The sequence below is a fragment of the Stenotrophomonas sp. YJH_SMC_27 genome (assembly GCF_059369815.1).
The window spans coordinates 1-14012 of sequence record NZ_JCAFTA010000007.1 but is presented as its reverse complement, the minus strand read 5'-3'; the positions used below and the strand labels follow the sequence as shown (position 1 = coordinate 14012).

General features: G+C 67.0%; 14 protein-coding genes and 1 pseudogene. 5 read left to right on the top strand and 10 right to left on the bottom strand.

What is annotated here, in order from left to right:
- Positions 1-299: 299 nt before the first annotated feature.
- The gene (locus AC5P7R_RS11675) at positions 300-1499 is read right to left on the bottom strand and encodes an MFS transporter (protein ID WP_180832333.1); all 1200 of its coding nucleotides are present in this window, start codon (positions 1497-1499) and stop codon (positions 300-302) included.
- A gap of 72 nt (positions 1500-1571) precedes the next feature.
- On the opposite strand from AC5P7R_RS11675, the gene AC5P7R_RS11670 reads away from it, so the two are divergent.
- The gene (locus AC5P7R_RS11670; RefSeq protein WP_019661247.1) at positions 1572-2369 is read left to right on the top strand and encodes an AraC family transcriptional regulator; all 798 of its coding nucleotides are present in this window, start codon (positions 1572-1574) and stop codon (positions 2367-2369) included.
- Positions 2370-2428: 59 nt separating this feature from the next.
- On the opposite strand, the gene dnaJ is transcribed toward AC5P7R_RS11670, so the two are convergent.
- The 4 genes from dnaJ to hrcA form a co-directional block, all read right to left on the bottom strand.
- Positions 2429-3550: a molecular chaperone DnaJ gene (dnaJ, locus tag AC5P7R_RS11665; protein ID WP_021202054.1), complete on the bottom strand. Its 1122-nt coding sequence runs from the start codon at positions 3548-3550 to the stop codon at positions 2429-2431.
- 154 nt (positions 3551-3704) lie between these two features.
- Positions 3705-5627 (bottom strand): molecular chaperone DnaK, encoded by a 1923-nt coding sequence (gene dnaK / locus AC5P7R_RS11660; RefSeq protein WP_021202053.1) that lies wholly within the window; start codon positions 5625-5627, stop codon positions 3705-3707.
- A 181-nt stretch (positions 5628-5808) separates the two neighbouring features.
- Positions 5809-6324, bottom strand: coding sequence for a nucleotide exchange factor GrpE (gene grpE, locus AC5P7R_RS11655; protein ID WP_019661244.1), 516 nt, complete (start codon positions 6322-6324; stop codon positions 5809-5811).
- 63 nt (positions 6325-6387) lie between these two features.
- Positions 6388-7452 (bottom strand): heat-inducible transcriptional repressor HrcA, encoded by a 1065-nt coding sequence (hrcA, locus tag AC5P7R_RS11650; RefSeq protein WP_019661243.1) that lies wholly within the window; start codon positions 7450-7452, stop codon positions 6388-6390.
- 115 nt (positions 7453-7567) lie between these two features.
- On the opposite strand from hrcA, the gene recN reads away from it, so the two are divergent.
- On the top strand, positions 7568-9229 hold the full coding sequence (gene recN, locus AC5P7R_RS11645; RefSeq protein ID WP_134730524.1) for a DNA repair protein RecN: 1662 nt from the start codon (positions 7568-7570) through the stop codon (positions 9227-9229).
- 110 nt (positions 9230-9339) lie between these two features.
- On the opposite strand, the gene AC5P7R_RS11640 is transcribed toward recN, so the two are convergent.
- On the bottom strand, positions 9340-10257 hold the full coding sequence (locus tag AC5P7R_RS11640; protein ID WP_495213862.1) for a LysR family transcriptional regulator: 918 nt from the start codon (positions 10255-10257) through the stop codon (positions 9340-9342).
- Between the two features lie 98 nt (positions 10258-10355).
- Between AC5P7R_RS11640 and AC5P7R_RS11635 the strand changes: the two genes are divergently transcribed.
- A complete protein-coding gene (locus AC5P7R_RS11635) occupies positions 10356-11600 on the top strand; it encodes an SGNH/GDSL hydrolase family protein (protein WP_227854408.1) in 1245 nt (414 codons plus the stop codon).
- 58 nt (positions 11601-11658) lie between these two features.
- Here the strand turns inward: AC5P7R_RS11635 and fur are convergent, their stop codons facing one another.
- Positions 11659-12075 carry a ferric iron uptake transcriptional regulator gene (fur, locus tag AC5P7R_RS11630; protein WP_014646807.1) on the bottom strand — a complete coding sequence of 139 codons (417 nt, stop codon included), beginning with the start codon at positions 12073-12075 and terminating at the stop codon, positions 11659-11661.
- Positions 12076-12178: 103 nt separating this feature from the next.
- Between fur and AC5P7R_RS11625 the strand changes: the two genes are divergently transcribed.
- A complete protein-coding gene (locus tag AC5P7R_RS11625; protein ID WP_005409234.1) occupies positions 12179-12571 on the top strand; it encodes an outer membrane protein assembly factor BamE in 393 nt (130 codons plus the stop codon).
- A gap of 36 nt (positions 12572-12607) precedes the next feature.
- Here AC5P7R_RS11625 and AC5P7R_RS11620 read toward each other — a convergent pair whose 3' ends face one another.
- Positions 12608-12865, bottom strand: coding sequence for an RnfH family protein (locus AC5P7R_RS11620; protein ID WP_021202446.1), 258 nt, complete (start codon positions 12863-12865; stop codon positions 12608-12610).
- 3 nt (positions 12866-12868) lie between these two features.
- Positions 12869-13294, bottom strand: a complete 426-nt coding sequence (locus AC5P7R_RS11615; RefSeq protein WP_021202447.1) for a type II toxin-antitoxin system RatA family toxin — start codon at positions 13292-13294, stop codon at positions 12869-12871.
- 57 nt (positions 13295-13351) lie between these two features.
- Here AC5P7R_RS11615 and smpB point away from each other — a divergent pair, with 57 nt between their 5' ends.
- Positions 13352-13855 carry an SsrA-binding protein SmpB gene (gene smpB / locus AC5P7R_RS11610; protein ID WP_019661238.1) on the top strand — a complete coding sequence of 168 codons (504 nt, stop codon included), beginning with the start codon at positions 13352-13354 and terminating at the stop codon, positions 13853-13855.
- A 45-nt stretch (positions 13856-13900) separates the two neighbouring features.
- Here smpB and AC5P7R_RS11605 read toward each other — a convergent pair.
- Positions 13901-14012: pseudogene (locus tag AC5P7R_RS11605) on the bottom strand (IS110 family transposase); the annotation flags it as partial.

The following is a 14012-nucleotide window of genomic DNA, read 5'->3' as shown; positions in this document are numbered from 1 at the left end:
ACACATCTGTCAGATATCGAATGAATTCATCCACGCATGGCATGGATCTACCGTGTCGACCAAGGTCGACACCTACCAGTGCCGGACGCTGTTCCAACAGATCGCGGAAAACCGTCGAAGGCGGGGTGGGTCCGGTGGCGGGGGCGTGAGCCGCATGGATGCGGCGACCGAGCTTACATGGACGTACTTGCAGCGGCCCCCGCCACCGGACCCACCCCGCCACCCCACGGATAGCGCGCTTCGGCTGTTGCCGTTGCCTCTGCGGGTGCAGGGCTGCAAGCCCTGCAAACCAAAACCCCTCAGTGAGCAGCAGGCCGCGACGGCGGCAGCCACGCCGCCACGATGCCCAGCAGCGGCAGGAACGCAGTCAGCTGATAGACGTACTCGATGCTGGTCTTGTCCGCCAGCAGGCCCAGCACGGCGGCACCCAGCCCGCCCATACCGAACGCGAAACCGAAGAACAGGCCGGACACCATGCCGATCCGGTGCGGCATCATTTCCTGCGCATAGACCACGATGGCCGAGAACGCAGAGGACAGCACGAAACCGATCAGCACCGCCAGCACCGTGGTCCAGAACAGATCGGCATGCGGCAGCATCAGTGCGAACGGCGCAACGCCCAGGATCGAGGTCCAGATGATCGGCTTGCGGCCGATGCGGTCACCCAGCGGGCCGCCGAGGAAGCCACCGGCGGCGGATGCCACCAGGAACGCGAACAGATGCAGCTGCGCCTGTGCCACCGGAATGCCGAAGTGGTGGATCAGGTAGAAGGTAAAGTAGCTGCCGATGCTGGCCATGTAGAAGTATTTGCTGAAGATCAGCACCAGCAGGATCGCCAGCACCTTGGCCACGGTGCGCGACGGATGCCGCAGGGCCATCGACGCGGTACTGGCCGGACGCGGTGTGCCCAGGTGCAGTGCATACCAGCGGCCCACATAGGTCAGCAATGCGATGCCGATCAGGGCGGCGCCGGCAAACCACGATGCGGCATGCTGGCCATACGGCACGATCACCGCCGCTGCAATCAGCGGGCCCAGCGCGGTACCGAAGTTGCCACCGACCTGGAACACCGACTGCGCGAAACCATGGCGACCGCCCGAGGCCAGCCGCGCGATGCGCGAGGCTTCCGGATGGAAGATGGCCGAACCAATGCCGACCATCGCCGCCGCCATCAGCACCACCGCGTAGTTCGGTGCGAAGCCCAGCAGCAGCATGCCGCACAGGGTCGAGGCCATGCCGATCGGCAGCGAGTACGGCGCCGGGCGGCGGTCGGTAGCCATGCCGATCAACGGCTGGAAGATCGAGGCGGTGAGCTGGTAGGTCAGCGTGATCAGGCCGATCTGGGTGAAGCTGAGGTTGAAGCCGCCCTTGATCACTGGATAGATGGCCAGGATCAGCGACTGCATCATGTCGTTGACGACATGCGAGGTGGAGATGGCGGCCAGCACGCCGGGGGCCACCGGGCGTGAGGTGGTTGCGGGAGAAGCCAGGGTCGACATGGATACAGTCAGGTTGGGGGCGAGCCACGCATGCTACGGTGACCTCCCCCTCCCTTCTGCCGCGTTCGGGTCATGGCATATCGCAAAAAGGACATCCCCTGCCAGGTCCGCGAGACCGCGCCGTGGAACGAGGTTCCGGTGCACCGCCCAGTGACCTGCCGCGCCCGCCATTACAAGCCCGGGACCCACATCGCGCCCCACCGGCACCGGCGTCACCAGCTGGTGTTCGCCATGTCCGGACTGATGGTGGTGCGTGCAGACGGCGGCCGCTGGGTAGTGCCTTCAACCCGCGCGATCTGGGTCCCGGCCGGCATGGCCCATGCGGTGGACTGCATCGCCGAAGTACACATGCGCAGCCTGTACGTGGAGCCGGACTTCGCGCCGCAGCTGCCGGACGAAGCGTTCGCGGTACAGGTGGCGCCGCTGCTGCGCGAGCTGCTGCTGGCCGCCAGCCTGATCGAGACCGCGCATGTGGACGACAGCCGCGACGGCCGCGTGGTGCGCCTGCTGCTGGACGAGCTGCACCGCATGGACGTGCTGCCGCTGCACCTGCCCTCGCCCACCGACCCGCGCCTGCAGCGGATCTGCCAGCACATCCAGAAGCATCCCGGCGACGACGCCACGCTGCAGGATTGGGCGCAGGCCCTGCAGGTGGACGTGAAAACCATCCAGCGCCATTTCGCCAGCGAACTGGGCATGACCTTCGGGCAGTGGCGACAACAGGCGCGGCTGCTGGCCGCACTGGAACGGCTGGCCGTCGGCGACAAGGTCATCGATGTCGCGCTGGCGATGGGTTACGACAGCCCAAGCGCGTTCACCAGCATGTTCAAGCGGCAGCTGGGGCAGACACCTGCGGCGTTTTTCCGCTGACCGCATACGAAAACGCCGGGCATGGCCCGGCGCTACCGTTCAATGCTTGCGTTGAGAACTCAGGACGTCATGCGGTCCCAGAAGCCCTTCACGCCATCGATGAAGGTGGCCGACTTCGGCGAATGCTTGCGCGCTTCCTCACCAACGAAGGTGGCTTCGAACTGCTCCAGCAGCTTGCGCTGCTCGTTGGTGAGGTTGACCGGGGTCTCCACCACCACACGGCAGTACAGGTCACCCTCGCTGCGGCTGCGCACCGAACGTACGCCCTTGCCACGCAGGCGGAACAGCTTGCCGGTCTGGGTCTCGGCCGGGATGCGGATCTCCGCCTCGCCGCCGAGCGTGGCCACGCGCACGGTGTCACCCAGTGCCGCCTGCGAGATGCGGATCGGCACTTCGCAGTGCAGGTCGTCGCCATCGCGCTGGAAGATCGCATGCTCGCGCACGCGCACTTCCACGTACAGGTCGCCCGGCGGCGTACCGGCCGGCCCGGCTTCACCCTCGCCCTGCAGGCGGATGCGGTCACCGGTATCGACGCCGGCCGGCACCTTCACTGACAGCACCTTGTCTTCCTCGACACGGCCGTTGCCATGGCAGGTCTTGCAGGGCTTGGCGATGATCTGGCCACGGCCGCCGCAGTTGTGGCAGGCCTGCTGCATGGCGAAGATGCCGCGCTGGATGCGCACTTGGCCACGGCCATGGCAGACGTTGCAGGTCTCGACCTTGCCGTCCTCGGAGCCACTGCCATCGCAGTCGCTGCACTCGGCCAGGGTCGGAATCTCGATGCGGCGCTCGACGCCGCGCACGGCTTCTTCCAGGTCCAGCTCCATCACGTAGCCGATGTCGGCGCCGCGACGGGCCTGGCGCGGACCACCGCCGCCACCAAAGATGTTGCCGAAGATATCGCCGAAGATATCGTTCATGTCCGGGCCGCCCGGACCACCGCCGCCCATGCCGTGCTCGAACGCGGCGTGGCCGTGGCTGTCGTACATGCGGCGCTTGTTGCCGTCGGACAGTACTTCGTAGGCTTCCTTGCACTCCTTGAAGGAGGCTTCGGCCGCCGTATCGCCCGGGTTGCGGTCCGGGTGGAACTTCATCGCGCAGCGACGGTAGGCCTTCTTCAGCTCTTCGTCGGTGGCGGTGCGGGCAACGCCCAGCACTTCGTAGTAATCGCGCTTGCTCATATCGTGAATCGGGTTCCGGAACGTCGGGATTCGTCAAAGCGGAAGAGCGGAACCAGGTCCGCTCTTGCGTCGGGCGCCCCGACACGCCGGTGGGCGGTCAGGACCCTGATGCGACAACGGGACGCTGGTGGCCAGCGTCCCGCGTCGGTCCGGATCAGGACTTCTTGTCGTCCTTGACTTCGGTGAACTCAGCGTCGACCACGTCGTCCTGCGCCTTGCCGGCATTGCCGGCGTCGGCACCCGGGGCACCGCCCTGGTCGGCCGAAGCAGCAGCGAACAGCGACTGGCCAGCTTCTTCCAGTGCCTTCGACTTGGCTTCGATCTGTGCCTTGTCGTCGCCCTTCATCGCGGTTTCCAGGTCAGCCAGCGCTGCCTCGACCTTGCCGATGACATCGCCGCCGACCTTGCTGCCGTGCTCGGTGATCGCGCTGCGGGTGCCGTGGATCAGGGCGTCGGCCTGGTTGCGGGCCTGCACCAGCTCCTGGAACTTCTTGTCTTCTTCGCGGTTGGCTTCCGCGTCGGCGACCATGCGCGCGATCTCCTCCTCGGACAGGCCCGAACCGGCCTTGATCTCGACCTTCTGTTCCTTGTTGGTCTTCTTGTCCTTGGCCGACACATGCAGGATGCCGTTGGCGTCGATGTCGAAGGACACTTCCACCTGCGGCAGACCGCGCGGGGCCGGCTCGATGCCGGACAGGTCGAACTTGGCCAGCGACTTGTTGAAGCGGGCCTGTTCGCGCTCACCCTGCAGCACGTGCACGGTCACGGCCGACTGGTTGTCCTCGGCGGTGGAGAACACCTGCGAGGCCTTGGTCGGGATGGTGGTGTTCTTCTCGATGATCTTGGTGAACACGCCACCCATGGTCTCGATGCCCAGCGACAGCGGGGTCACGTCCAGCAGCAGCACGTCCTTGACGTCGCCGCCCAGCACGCCGCCCTGGATCGCCGCACCCAGTGCCACGGCTTCGTCCGGGTTGACGTCCTTGCGCGGTTCCTTGCCGAAGAACTCGGTCACGGCCTGCTGCACCTTCGGCATGCGGGTCTGGCCGCCGACCAGGATCACTTCGCTGATGTCGCTCGAACGCAGGCCGGCATCGTTCAGGGCGACGCGGCACGGCTCGATCGACTTCCTGATCAGGTCATCCACCAGCGCTTCCAGCTTGGCGCGGGTCAGCTTGATGTTCAGGTGCTTCGGACCCGACGCGTCGGCAGTGACGTACGGCAGGTTCACTTCGGTCTGCTGGGCGCTGGACAGCTCGATCTTGGCGCGCTCGGCAGCGTCCTTCAGGCGCTGCAGGGCCAGCGGGTCCTTGCGCAGGTCGATGCCCTGGTCCTTGTTGAACTCTTCAACCAGGTACTCGATGACGCGGTTGTCGAAGTCTTCGCCGCCCAGGAAGGTGTCGCCGTTGGTGGCCAGCACTTCGAACTGCTTTTCACCGTCGACGTTGGCGATCTCGATCACCGAGACGTCGAAGGTGCCGCCGCCCAGGTCGTACACCACGATCTTGCGATCCTTGTTGTCGCCCTTGTCCAGGCCATAGGCCAGCGCGGCCGCGGTCGGCTCGTTGATGATGCGCTTGACGTCCAGGCCGGCGATGCGGCCGGCGTCCTTGGTCGCCTGGCGCTGGCTGTCGTTGAAGTAGGCCGGCACGGTGATGACCGCTTCGGTGACCTTCTCACCGAGGAAGTCCTCGGCGGTCTTCTTCATCTTTTCCAGCACCTTGGCCGAGATTTCCTGCGGCGCCATCTTCTTGCCGTCGCTGGTGGCCACCCAGGCGTCGCCATTGTCATGGGCCAGGATGCTGTACGGGACGTGGGCGATGTCCTTCTGCACCTCGCCATCGGTGAACTTGCGGCCGATCAGGCGCTTCACCGCGTAGAAGGTGTTCTTCGGGTTGGTCACGGCCTGGCGCTTGGCCGAGGCACCGACCAGGACTTCGCCGTCCTTGGTGTAGGCGACGATCGACGGGGTGGTGCGATCGCCTTCCGAATTCTCGATGACGCGGGCCTTGCCGCCGTCCATGATCGCCACGCACGAGTTGGTGGTGCCGAGGTCGATACCAATGATCTTGCCCATGGGGGAGACTCCTGAGGATGCTTGTTGGGGTCAGTCCGGCCGTTCGGCCGGTGGATGAATACGATGTGGGGGAGGCTCGTGGAACATTCAAGCCATCCTCCGAACGCTGTGTTTCCGGTCATCCGGCGCGTTCAGCGTCGGGTCGGGTGGCGGTGGCTGTCCGCCGCCCGGCCCCGCGGGATCACTCGGCGGCCACCACCACCAGCGCCGGCCGCAGCAGGCGCTCGTTGAGCAGGTAGCCCTTCTGGAACACGGTCACCACGCTGCCCGGGGCGGCGCCCGGGGTCGGGGCCTGGCTGATCGCCTGGTGGTGTTCCGGGTTGAATGGCTGGCCGATCGGGTCCAGCAGGACCAAGCCGTTGTCGGCAGCGACCTTGAGCAGCTGCTTGTAGGTCAGCTCCAGGCCTTCGCGCAGCGGGTGCGGGTCGTCGCCGGCGGCCTTCAGGCCGGCGTCCAGGCTGTCGAACACGGGGAGCAGATCGCCCAGCAGCTTCTCGTTGGCGAACTTGCGGGCCTGTTCGATGTCACGGGCAACGCGCTTGCGCTGGTTCTCCAGGTCGGCGCGCTCACGCAGGGCATCGGCCTTGACCTGTTCGATTTCGGCGCGCAGGCGCTCGACTTCGTCGTTGACGCCGGCGGTGGCGGCCGCATCGGCGGCACTCTGCTGGGATTCGATATCTGGCTGTTCGTGGTTCATGTCTGGGTCCCTGGCGGTCAAACTCCGCCTCCAACCACCCTAGTGTGGGCGGGATGCTGCGTTTCAAGCGTCGGATGTTCCCGGCGTGCGCGAGGCCGGTGAAAAGGCCGCGCCGAGCACATCGGCGGTGGCCTGGACCAGCGGGATCACGCGGTCGTAGGCCATCCGCTTGGGACCGATCACGCCCAGCACGCCCAGCACCTGGCCGTTGGCGGTGTACGGGGCGGTGACCAGCGAGACGCCCTGCAGCGGCATCATCCCGGTCTCCTCGCCGATGAAGATGCGCACGCCCGGCGCCTGGATGGTCCGCTCCAGCAGCTGCAGGATCTCGCGCTTGCTGGAGAACAGCTCGAACAGTTCGCGCAGGCGCTCCAGGTCAGACAGGTCCTGCACCCCCATCAGCCGGGTCTGGCCGGCCACCAGCATGTCGTCGGCCGGCGGCTGCAGGGCCTGTTCGGCCAGTTCGATGCTGTGCGCCAGCAGCTGTTCCAGTTCGGACCGGGCATCGCGCAGTTCCAGCAGCAGGCGGGTGCGGATCTCGGCCAGCGGCAGGCCGGCGAAATGCGCATTGAGGTAGTTGGCGACCTGCTCCAGCTGCCCCGGCGCAAACTCCTGCCGGGTCTCGATGACCCGGTTCTGTACCTCGTTGTCGGCGAACACCAGGATCGCCAGCACCCGCCGTCCGTCCAGCGCCACGAAATCGATCTGGCGGAAGGCGAACTGCTCCCGCCGCGGCGCGCTGACCACGCCGACGAAGTGGCTCATCGCCGACAACAGTTCCGAAGCGCTGCCGAGCAGGGCCTGGGTGCTGCCACCGCCGGCCAGCTCCTGGCGCAGCCGGGCCAGCTCGCCCTCGCCCGGCGGCTGCATCTGCAGCAGGCTGTCGACGAATACCCGGTAGCCGTGCGCGGTCGGTACCCGCCCGGCCGAGGTATGCGGCGAGGCCAGCAGGCCCAGGTCCTCCAGGTCGCCGAGGATGTTGCGGATGGTGGCCGGGCTGACCTCCAGCCCGGCCACGCGTGCCAGCGTCTGCGAGCCCACCGGCTCACCGTCCTGGATATAACGCGCGATCAGCGTGCGCAGCAGATGGCGCGCACGCGGGGCAAGCTGGTCGGGAGAACCGTGCATGGAATCAACCTGTGAGACACGGACACTAGATAATGGCGGCGCATCACCTTGGCAAGTCATTGGACCTCCCGCGCCCGCGTGCTAGCGTTGCGCGGCTGCTGATACCCCCTTACCCATGCTCAGACATCTTTCGATCAAGGATTTCGCCGTCGTCCGCGCTACCGAACTGGAGTTCGGGCCAGGCATGACCGTGGTTTCAGGCGAGACCGGCGCCGGCAAGTCGCTGATGGTCGACGCGCTGGGCTTCCTGTCCGGCCTGCGCGCCGACAGCGGCGTGGTCCGCCATGGCGCCGCCCGCGCCGAGCTTTCCGCAGAGTTCGTGCTGGACCAGCTTCAGGCTGCGCGCCAGTGGCTGGCCGACAACGAGCTGGACGACGAGGACCAATGCCAGCTGCGCCGCGTGATCCGCGCCGACGGCGGTTCCCGGGCCTGGATCAACGGCCGCCCGGTGACCCTGGCCCAGCTGGGCGACCTGGCCTCGTTGCTGGTGGAGATCCACGGCCAGCACGAACAGCAGGCCCTGCTGACGCGCCCGTCGCAGCTGGCGCTGCTGGATGCCTATGCCGGCAACGAGAACGAACGCCGCCAGGTACGGCGCGCCGCCGCGGCCTGGCAGGCACTGGTCGATGAATCGCTGGCGCTGTCGCAACAGGGCGACGTCAGTGACCGGATCGGCTTCCTCGAGCACCAGCTGCGCGAACTGGACCGGGAAGACCTTGAGCCGGAATCGATCGCGGCACTCGGCGCCAGCCACCGTCGCCAGGCCCACGCCAGCGCCCTGCTGAGTGCCTGCCAGGCGGCCAGCAACCAGCTCAACGGTGACGACGGCAGCTCCGCGCTGGACCTGTTGCAGCAGGTGCGCCACGAGCTGTCGCGCCTGATCGAACACGACCCACGGCTGGGCGAGGTGGACGGCCTGATCGAGAATGCCTCGATCCAGCTGCACGAAGCCCTGTCGCTGCTTGACCGCGTGCACGACGATCTGGATGCCGACCCGGAACAGTTCGAGGAGAACGAGCGCCGCCTCGGCCGCCTGCACGACCTGGCCCGCAAGCACCGCGTGCCGATGGACGAGCTGGGCGCGCAACGCGAGCGCATGCATGCCGAAGTGGAGCAACTGCGCGGCGCCGACGAGCGCCTGCAGCGCCTGGCCGGCGAGATCGACAAGGCCGCCGCCGCCTGGCGCGTGCAGGCTGAAGTGCTGACCGCCAGCCGCCGCAGCGCCGCCGCCGAACTGTCGGCCACCACCACCAGCATCATCGCCGAGCTGGGCATGGGCGGCGGCCAGTTCCTGATCGAGCTGGAACCCCAGGACGCCGGCAAGCCCGACCCACAGGGCGCCGAACGCGTGGAGTTCCTGGTCGCCGCCAACGCCGGCCAGCCGCCGCGCGCCCTGCGCAAGGTGGCCTCGGGCGGTGAACTGTCACGCATCTCGCTGGCCATTGAAGTGGCCGCGCTGGATCTGGACGCGGTGCCGACGATGGTGTTCGACGAAGTGGATTCAGGCATCGGCGGCGCGGTGGCCGACATCGTCGGCCAGAAGCTGCGCGCACTGGGCGAGAAGCGCCAGGTGCTGTGCGTGACCCATCTGCCGCAGGTCGCCTCCAAGGGCCATGCCCATTACCGGGTCAGCAAGGCGCCGGTGGAAGGCATGACCCAGAGCGCCGTGGAAAAGCTGGACAGCAAGGCGCGCGAAGAAGAGCTGGCGCGCATGCTGGGTGGCGTGGAAGTGAGCAAGGAAGCGCGCGCCGCTGCGCGCAAGCTGCTGCAGGTGTAACGCCGCCCGAGCCGGGCATAGGCCCGGCTTCCGCGCGGTAGTGCCGGGCGCTGGCCGGCAACCCAACACGGGTGGGCGAAGATCGTGAGGTTGCCGGCCAGCGGCCGGCCCTACCCCCGTGGCTGCGTCAGATCGACCTGTTCCACCAGGAAATCGAGGAACGCGCGCACCCGCAGCGGCAGGTAACCGCCCTGCCCCAGGAACACGGCGTGCACTTCTTCCAGGTCACCCGGATTGGCCTCTTCCAGCACCGGCAGCAGGCGCCCGGCGGCGACGTCGTCCTGCACCTGGAACGCGGCCAGGCGGGCCATGCCCAGACCACCCAGCACCAGCTGGCGCAGTGCATCGCCGTTGCTGGCACGGCCGTTGCCGCTGGGCAGCACCATCCGCTCTCGCCCCTCCTGCAGCAGCGGCCAGCCCTGCATCGCACGCGCATGGCCGATGTCCAGCCGGTTGTGCGACTGCAGTTCGTCGGCGTTGCGCGGCATCCCGTGCCGCTGCAGGTACGCCGGCGCGGCCACGATCATCATCCGCGTCGCGCCCAGCCGTCGCGCCACCAGGCTGGAGCTCTTCAGCGGACCGGCCCTTACCGCAACGTCGGTGCGCTGCTCCAGAAGGTCGATCACTTCATCATTGAGGGTCAGGTCCACCCCCACCTGCGGGTTGCGCGCCAGGAACGCCGGCAGCAGCGGCAACAGGAAATGCTGGCCGAACGGAACGTTGGAGTTGACCCGCAGGCGTCCACGCGGTTCGGCATGGGCACTGGCGCAGCGCTCTGCTTCTTCCAGATCGGCCAGCACCCGCAGGCCCCGCTCGTAGAACGCGCAACCTTCCGGGGTCAGCTGCAGTTGGCGGGTGGATCGCTGCAGCAATCGCGTGCCCAGCCGCTGCTCCAATCGTGCCACGAGCTTGCTCACCGCAGACGGCGTCATGTCGAGCGTGCGCGCGGCGGCGGAGAAGCCGCCGGTCTCGATGACCCGCACGAACACTTCCAGCTCGCCGGATCGGTTGATGTCGGGTCGCGCCATGACGATGAATCCAGTTCACAGATGATTGTCCATACGCAGTCTAGTTCACAGATGGCCGGAGAATCACCATGGCAATTCCTCCTTCCCGGGATTGCCCGATGAACCGCTTGAGCCAGTTCACCGCCGCCGCATTGATTGCCCTGTCCGGCGCTGCCAGCGCGGCCACGGCCCCGCACTGGGTCGCCAGCTGGCAGGCCAGCCCGCAACCGGTCTGGGGCGCGGATTTCCTCTTCCCAACCCTGGTTCCGGCCGCGCTGCATGACAAGACTTTCCGCCAGACCGCGCGCATCAGCCTGGGCGGGGCGCGGCTGCGGGTGCGGCTGAGCAATGCCTACGGTACCCAGCCGTTGCGGATCGGAGCGGCCAGCATCTCCGCACGCATGGGCGGCGCGCCTCACCCGCTCAGCTTCGACGGCCAGCCCAGCGTGGTGATCGGCCCCGGCCAGGAACGGCTGAGCGATCCGCTGGCGCTTGCCACGGATGACCGGCAGGCGCTGCAGGTCAGTGTCTTCGTGCCGGGGCCGGCGGCGGTCCAGACGTTCCATTGGGACGGTCGCCAGACCAGCTGGATCGCCGCTGGCGACCAGAGCCGGGCCCAGGCGCTGCGCGCTGCCAGCAGCACCACCGCGCGCCTGCTCCTGGCCGGTATCGAGGTCGAGGCCAACGCCAGCGCGCGCAGCGTGGTGGTGATCGGCGACTCGATCACCGATGGCGCCACGGCCAGCCTCGACCAGGACCAGCGCTGGACCGACCATCTGGCCGCGCGCCTCGCCCCGCGCGGGGTGGCGGTGGTCAATGCGGGCATTTCCGGCAATCGGCTGCTGAGCGACGGCATGGGTGAGTCCGCCCTGGCCCGTTTCCAGCGCGATGCACTGGATCAACCCGGCGTGGCGAGCGTCATCGTGCTGATCGGCATCAACGACATCAGCTGGCCCGGCACGGCGTTCGCCCGGGGCCAGGCCAGGCCAACGCTGGCCGAACTGCAGGCGGGCTATCGCACCCTGACAGAACAGGCCCGCAGGCGTGGTGTGCGGATAATCGGCGCCACCCTGCCACCGTTCGCTGGTGCCCTGCCCGGCACGCCGCTGGACGACTACTACCACCCGGACAAGGACGCCCTGCGGCGGCAACTCAATGCCTGGCTGCGTACGGACAGCCCGTTCGACGCGGTGATCGACCTGGACGCGGCGCTGCGCGACCCGGCCGAGCCGTTACGGATGGCCGCCGCCTACGACTCCGGCGATCACCTGCATCCGGGTGATGCAGGGAACCGGGCGATGGCCGAGGCGGTGGACCTGGACCTCCTGATGGGATCATCCAGGCGTGGCGGGAATCTACCGTAAGCAACGAAAAACCCCGGGCAGGCCCGGGGTTTCGTCGCATCCAGCGGGCCTGAACGGCCTACTTCCGCTTCTTGCGCACGTACAGCACCAGCGAGTGCTCTTCCAGCTCGTAGCCATGGTCGGCCGCGATCTTGCGCTGCAGCTCCTCGATCTCATGGCTCTCGAACTCGATGATCTTGCCGCTGTCCACGTCGACCATGTGGTCGTGGTGGCCACCACGGTCCAGTTCGTAAACGGCCTGGCCGCCCTCGAAATTGTGCTTGAGCACGAGGCCGGCAGCCTCGAACTGGGTCAGCACCCGGTAGACGGTCGCCAGGCCGATCTCGTCGCCATGCTCGAGCAGCTGGCGGTAGATGTCCTCGGCGGTCATGTGATGCTGGTGGTGCTGGGCATTGCGCTGCTCGAGCAGCGCCAGGATCCGCATCCGCGGATGGGTCACCTTCAGGCCGACTTTACGCAGGTCGTGGGTTTCCATAGGTCTCCGTTCATTGGCGATTTAGCGCCAGCTGCCTCGGATTGGGTCGCGGTGGCACGCCGGGAGTGTATCATCGGTTTGATTTCCCCAACCGCCAGTCCCGATGCGCAATCTCCTGTTGGTCGCCGCCGTCGCCCTGTCCACCACCGGGTGCGGCATCATCTACAAGCAACCCATCTATCAGGGCAACCTGATCCGGGAAGATGCCGTGGCCAAGCTGCAGGTCGGGCAGAGCAAGCAGCAGGTCACCGCGCTGCTGGGCACCCCGTCCATTCCCGACCCGTTCCACGCCCAGCGCTGGGACTACACGTCCAGCCAGCGCGTGAACCGCCTGGGCCGTACCGAAGTGAAGAACTTCGTGGTGTTCTTCGAGAATGACACCGTGACCCGCTGGGAGGGCGATTACTTCCCGGGCAACGACAAGGCCCTGGCCCAGCAGACCGTGCGCCAGTTCGGCCGCAACCTGCCCAAGGACAAGAAGAAGAAGGGCCGTTAAGCGCCCAGCCCCGTCCGCAGGGACGGGTTGCCGGGATCAACCGCCGAGCGCGCGACGCCGGCGGTTGTCCTTGGGATCGGCCAGCAGCGGGCGCAACAGCTCGACGCGGTCGCCATCCAGCAGCACCTGCTGCGGACGCGCCAGGACGCCGTGCACGGCAGCGGCCGGACAATCGGCACTGCCTTCCAGCGCCGCAGCGGCAATGGCGTCGGCCACGGTGGCACCCTCCTCAAGTTTCAGTCGGCACGACAGCACCCGCTGCGGCCAGGCCAGTACCACCTCGACCTCGATCATCGCTCAGCCCTCGTCGGCGACGCGGACGAAATCGTTGACCATCCGATCGGCCAGGCCCTGGAAGCCGATCGCCAGCGCCGGACCGAGCAGGCGCGAGCTGGGCTCGAACTCCAGGGTGAGGGTGACCTTGCAGGCGTCCTCGGCCAGCGCATGGAATTCCCAGCGGCCGTGCAGCCGCTTGAACGGTCCATCGCGCAGCTGCATATCGATGCTGTGTGGGCGCTGCAGGGTGTTTTCGGTCTGGAACCAGGTGCTGAACGAACCCAGGCCCAGGTCCAGGCGTGCCACCAGGCGGTCCTCGCCCTGCTCCAGGATCTGGGCGGCCGAACACCAGCGGAAACGGCGCGGATAGGCCTGGACATCGTTGACCAGGTCGAACATGCGCGCAGCCGAATGTTCGACCAGGGCGCTGCGGCGGATAGTAGGCATGAATACAGGACGTTTCGGCAATCGACCGGGCGGGCCCGAATCGGAGACAATACGGAAATGAGCAAGAACAGCGGCAAGGATAAAGCAAAGAGCGCGACGGCCAACAAAACCATCGCGTTGAACAAGCGTGCCCGCCACGAGTATCACATCGAAGAGCGCTTCGAGGCCGGCCTCGCCCTGCAGGGCTGGGAGGTCAAGTCGATCCGCGCAGGCCGTGGCAACATCATCGACGCCTACGCCTATGTGAAGCGCGGCGAGATCTACCTGATCGGTGCACAGATCACCCCGTTGATCCAGGCCTCCACCCACGTGGTCGCCGAGGACCGCCGCGAGCGCAAGCTGCTGCTGCACCGGAACGAGATCGACAAGCTGATCGGCAAGGTCGAGCGCGACGGCTACACGATCGTGCCTACCGCGATGTACTGGAGCAAGAACAAGATCAAGCTTGAGATCGCACTGGCCAAGGGCAAGCAGAACCACGACAAGCGCGATGCCGCCAAGGACCGCGACTGGGCGATCGAGAAACAACGCGTGATGCGTCGCGGCAACCGCGACGCGTAAGGCGGCTGCGCAGCACCCTGTAGAGCCGAGATCCTATGTTCGTGGTCAAGCCTGCTGGAAGCAGGCTTGACCCACTTTCAGCATGGCCGGGTCAAAGTCCCGGCCGCTCTTGAAGACGCCCCAAGCGATCCTGGCCAGCTTTCTGGCCAGGATGTTG

Excerpts from the sequence above, each read along its gene's own strand:
- dnaK (WP_021202053.1), bottom strand. The coding sequence starts at position 5,627 with ATGGGCAAGATCATTGGTATCGACCTCGGCACCACCAACTCGTGCGTG.
- dnaJ (WP_021202054.1), bottom strand. The coding sequence starts at position 3,550 with ATGAGCAAGCGCGATTACTACGAAGTGCTGGGCGTTGCCCGCACCGCC.
- AC5P7R_RS11615 (WP_021202447.1), bottom strand. The coding sequence starts at position 13,294 with ATGCCTACTATCCGCCGCAGCGCCCTGGTCGAACATTCGGCTGCGCGC.
- fur (WP_014646807.1), bottom strand. The coding sequence starts at position 12,075 with ATGGAAACCCACGACCTGCGTAAAGTCGGCCTGAAGGTGACCCATCCG.
- hrcA (WP_019661243.1), bottom strand. The coding sequence starts at position 7,452 with ATGCACGGTTCTCCCGACCAGCTTGCCCCGCGTGCGCGCCATCTGCTG.
- AC5P7R_RS11675 (WP_180832333.1), bottom strand. The coding sequence starts at position 1,499 with ATGTCGACCCTGGCTTCTCCCGCAACCACCTCACGCCCGGTGGCCCCC.
- AC5P7R_RS11620 (WP_021202446.1), bottom strand. The coding sequence starts at position 12,865 with ATGATCGAGGTCGAGGTGGTACTGGCCTGGCCGCAGCGGGTGCTGTCG.
- recN (WP_134730524.1), top strand. The coding sequence starts at position 7,568 with ATGCTCAGACATCTTTCGATCAAGGATTTCGCCGTCGTCCGCGCTACC.
- grpE (WP_019661244.1), bottom strand. The coding sequence starts at position 6,324 with ATGAACCACGAACAGCCAGATATCGAATCCCAGCAGAGTGCCGCCGAT.
- AC5P7R_RS11670 (WP_019661247.1), top strand. The coding sequence starts at position 1,572 with ATGGCATATCGCAAAAAGGACATCCCCTGCCAGGTCCGCGAGACCGCG.
- AC5P7R_RS11625 (WP_005409234.1), top strand. The coding sequence starts at position 12,179 with ATGCGCAATCTCCTGTTGGTCGCCGCCGTCGCCCTGTCCACCACCGGG.
- AC5P7R_RS11635 (WP_227854408.1), top strand. The coding sequence starts at position 10,356 with ATGAACCGCTTGAGCCAGTTCACCGCCGCCGCATTGATTGCCCTGTCC.
- AC5P7R_RS11640 (WP_495213862.1), bottom strand. The coding sequence starts at position 10,257 with ATGGCGCGACCCGACATCAACCGATCCGGCGAGCTGGAAGTGTTCGTG.
- smpB (WP_019661238.1), top strand. The coding sequence starts at position 13,352 with ATGAGCAAGAACAGCGGCAAGGATAAAGCAAAGAGCGCGACGGCCAAC.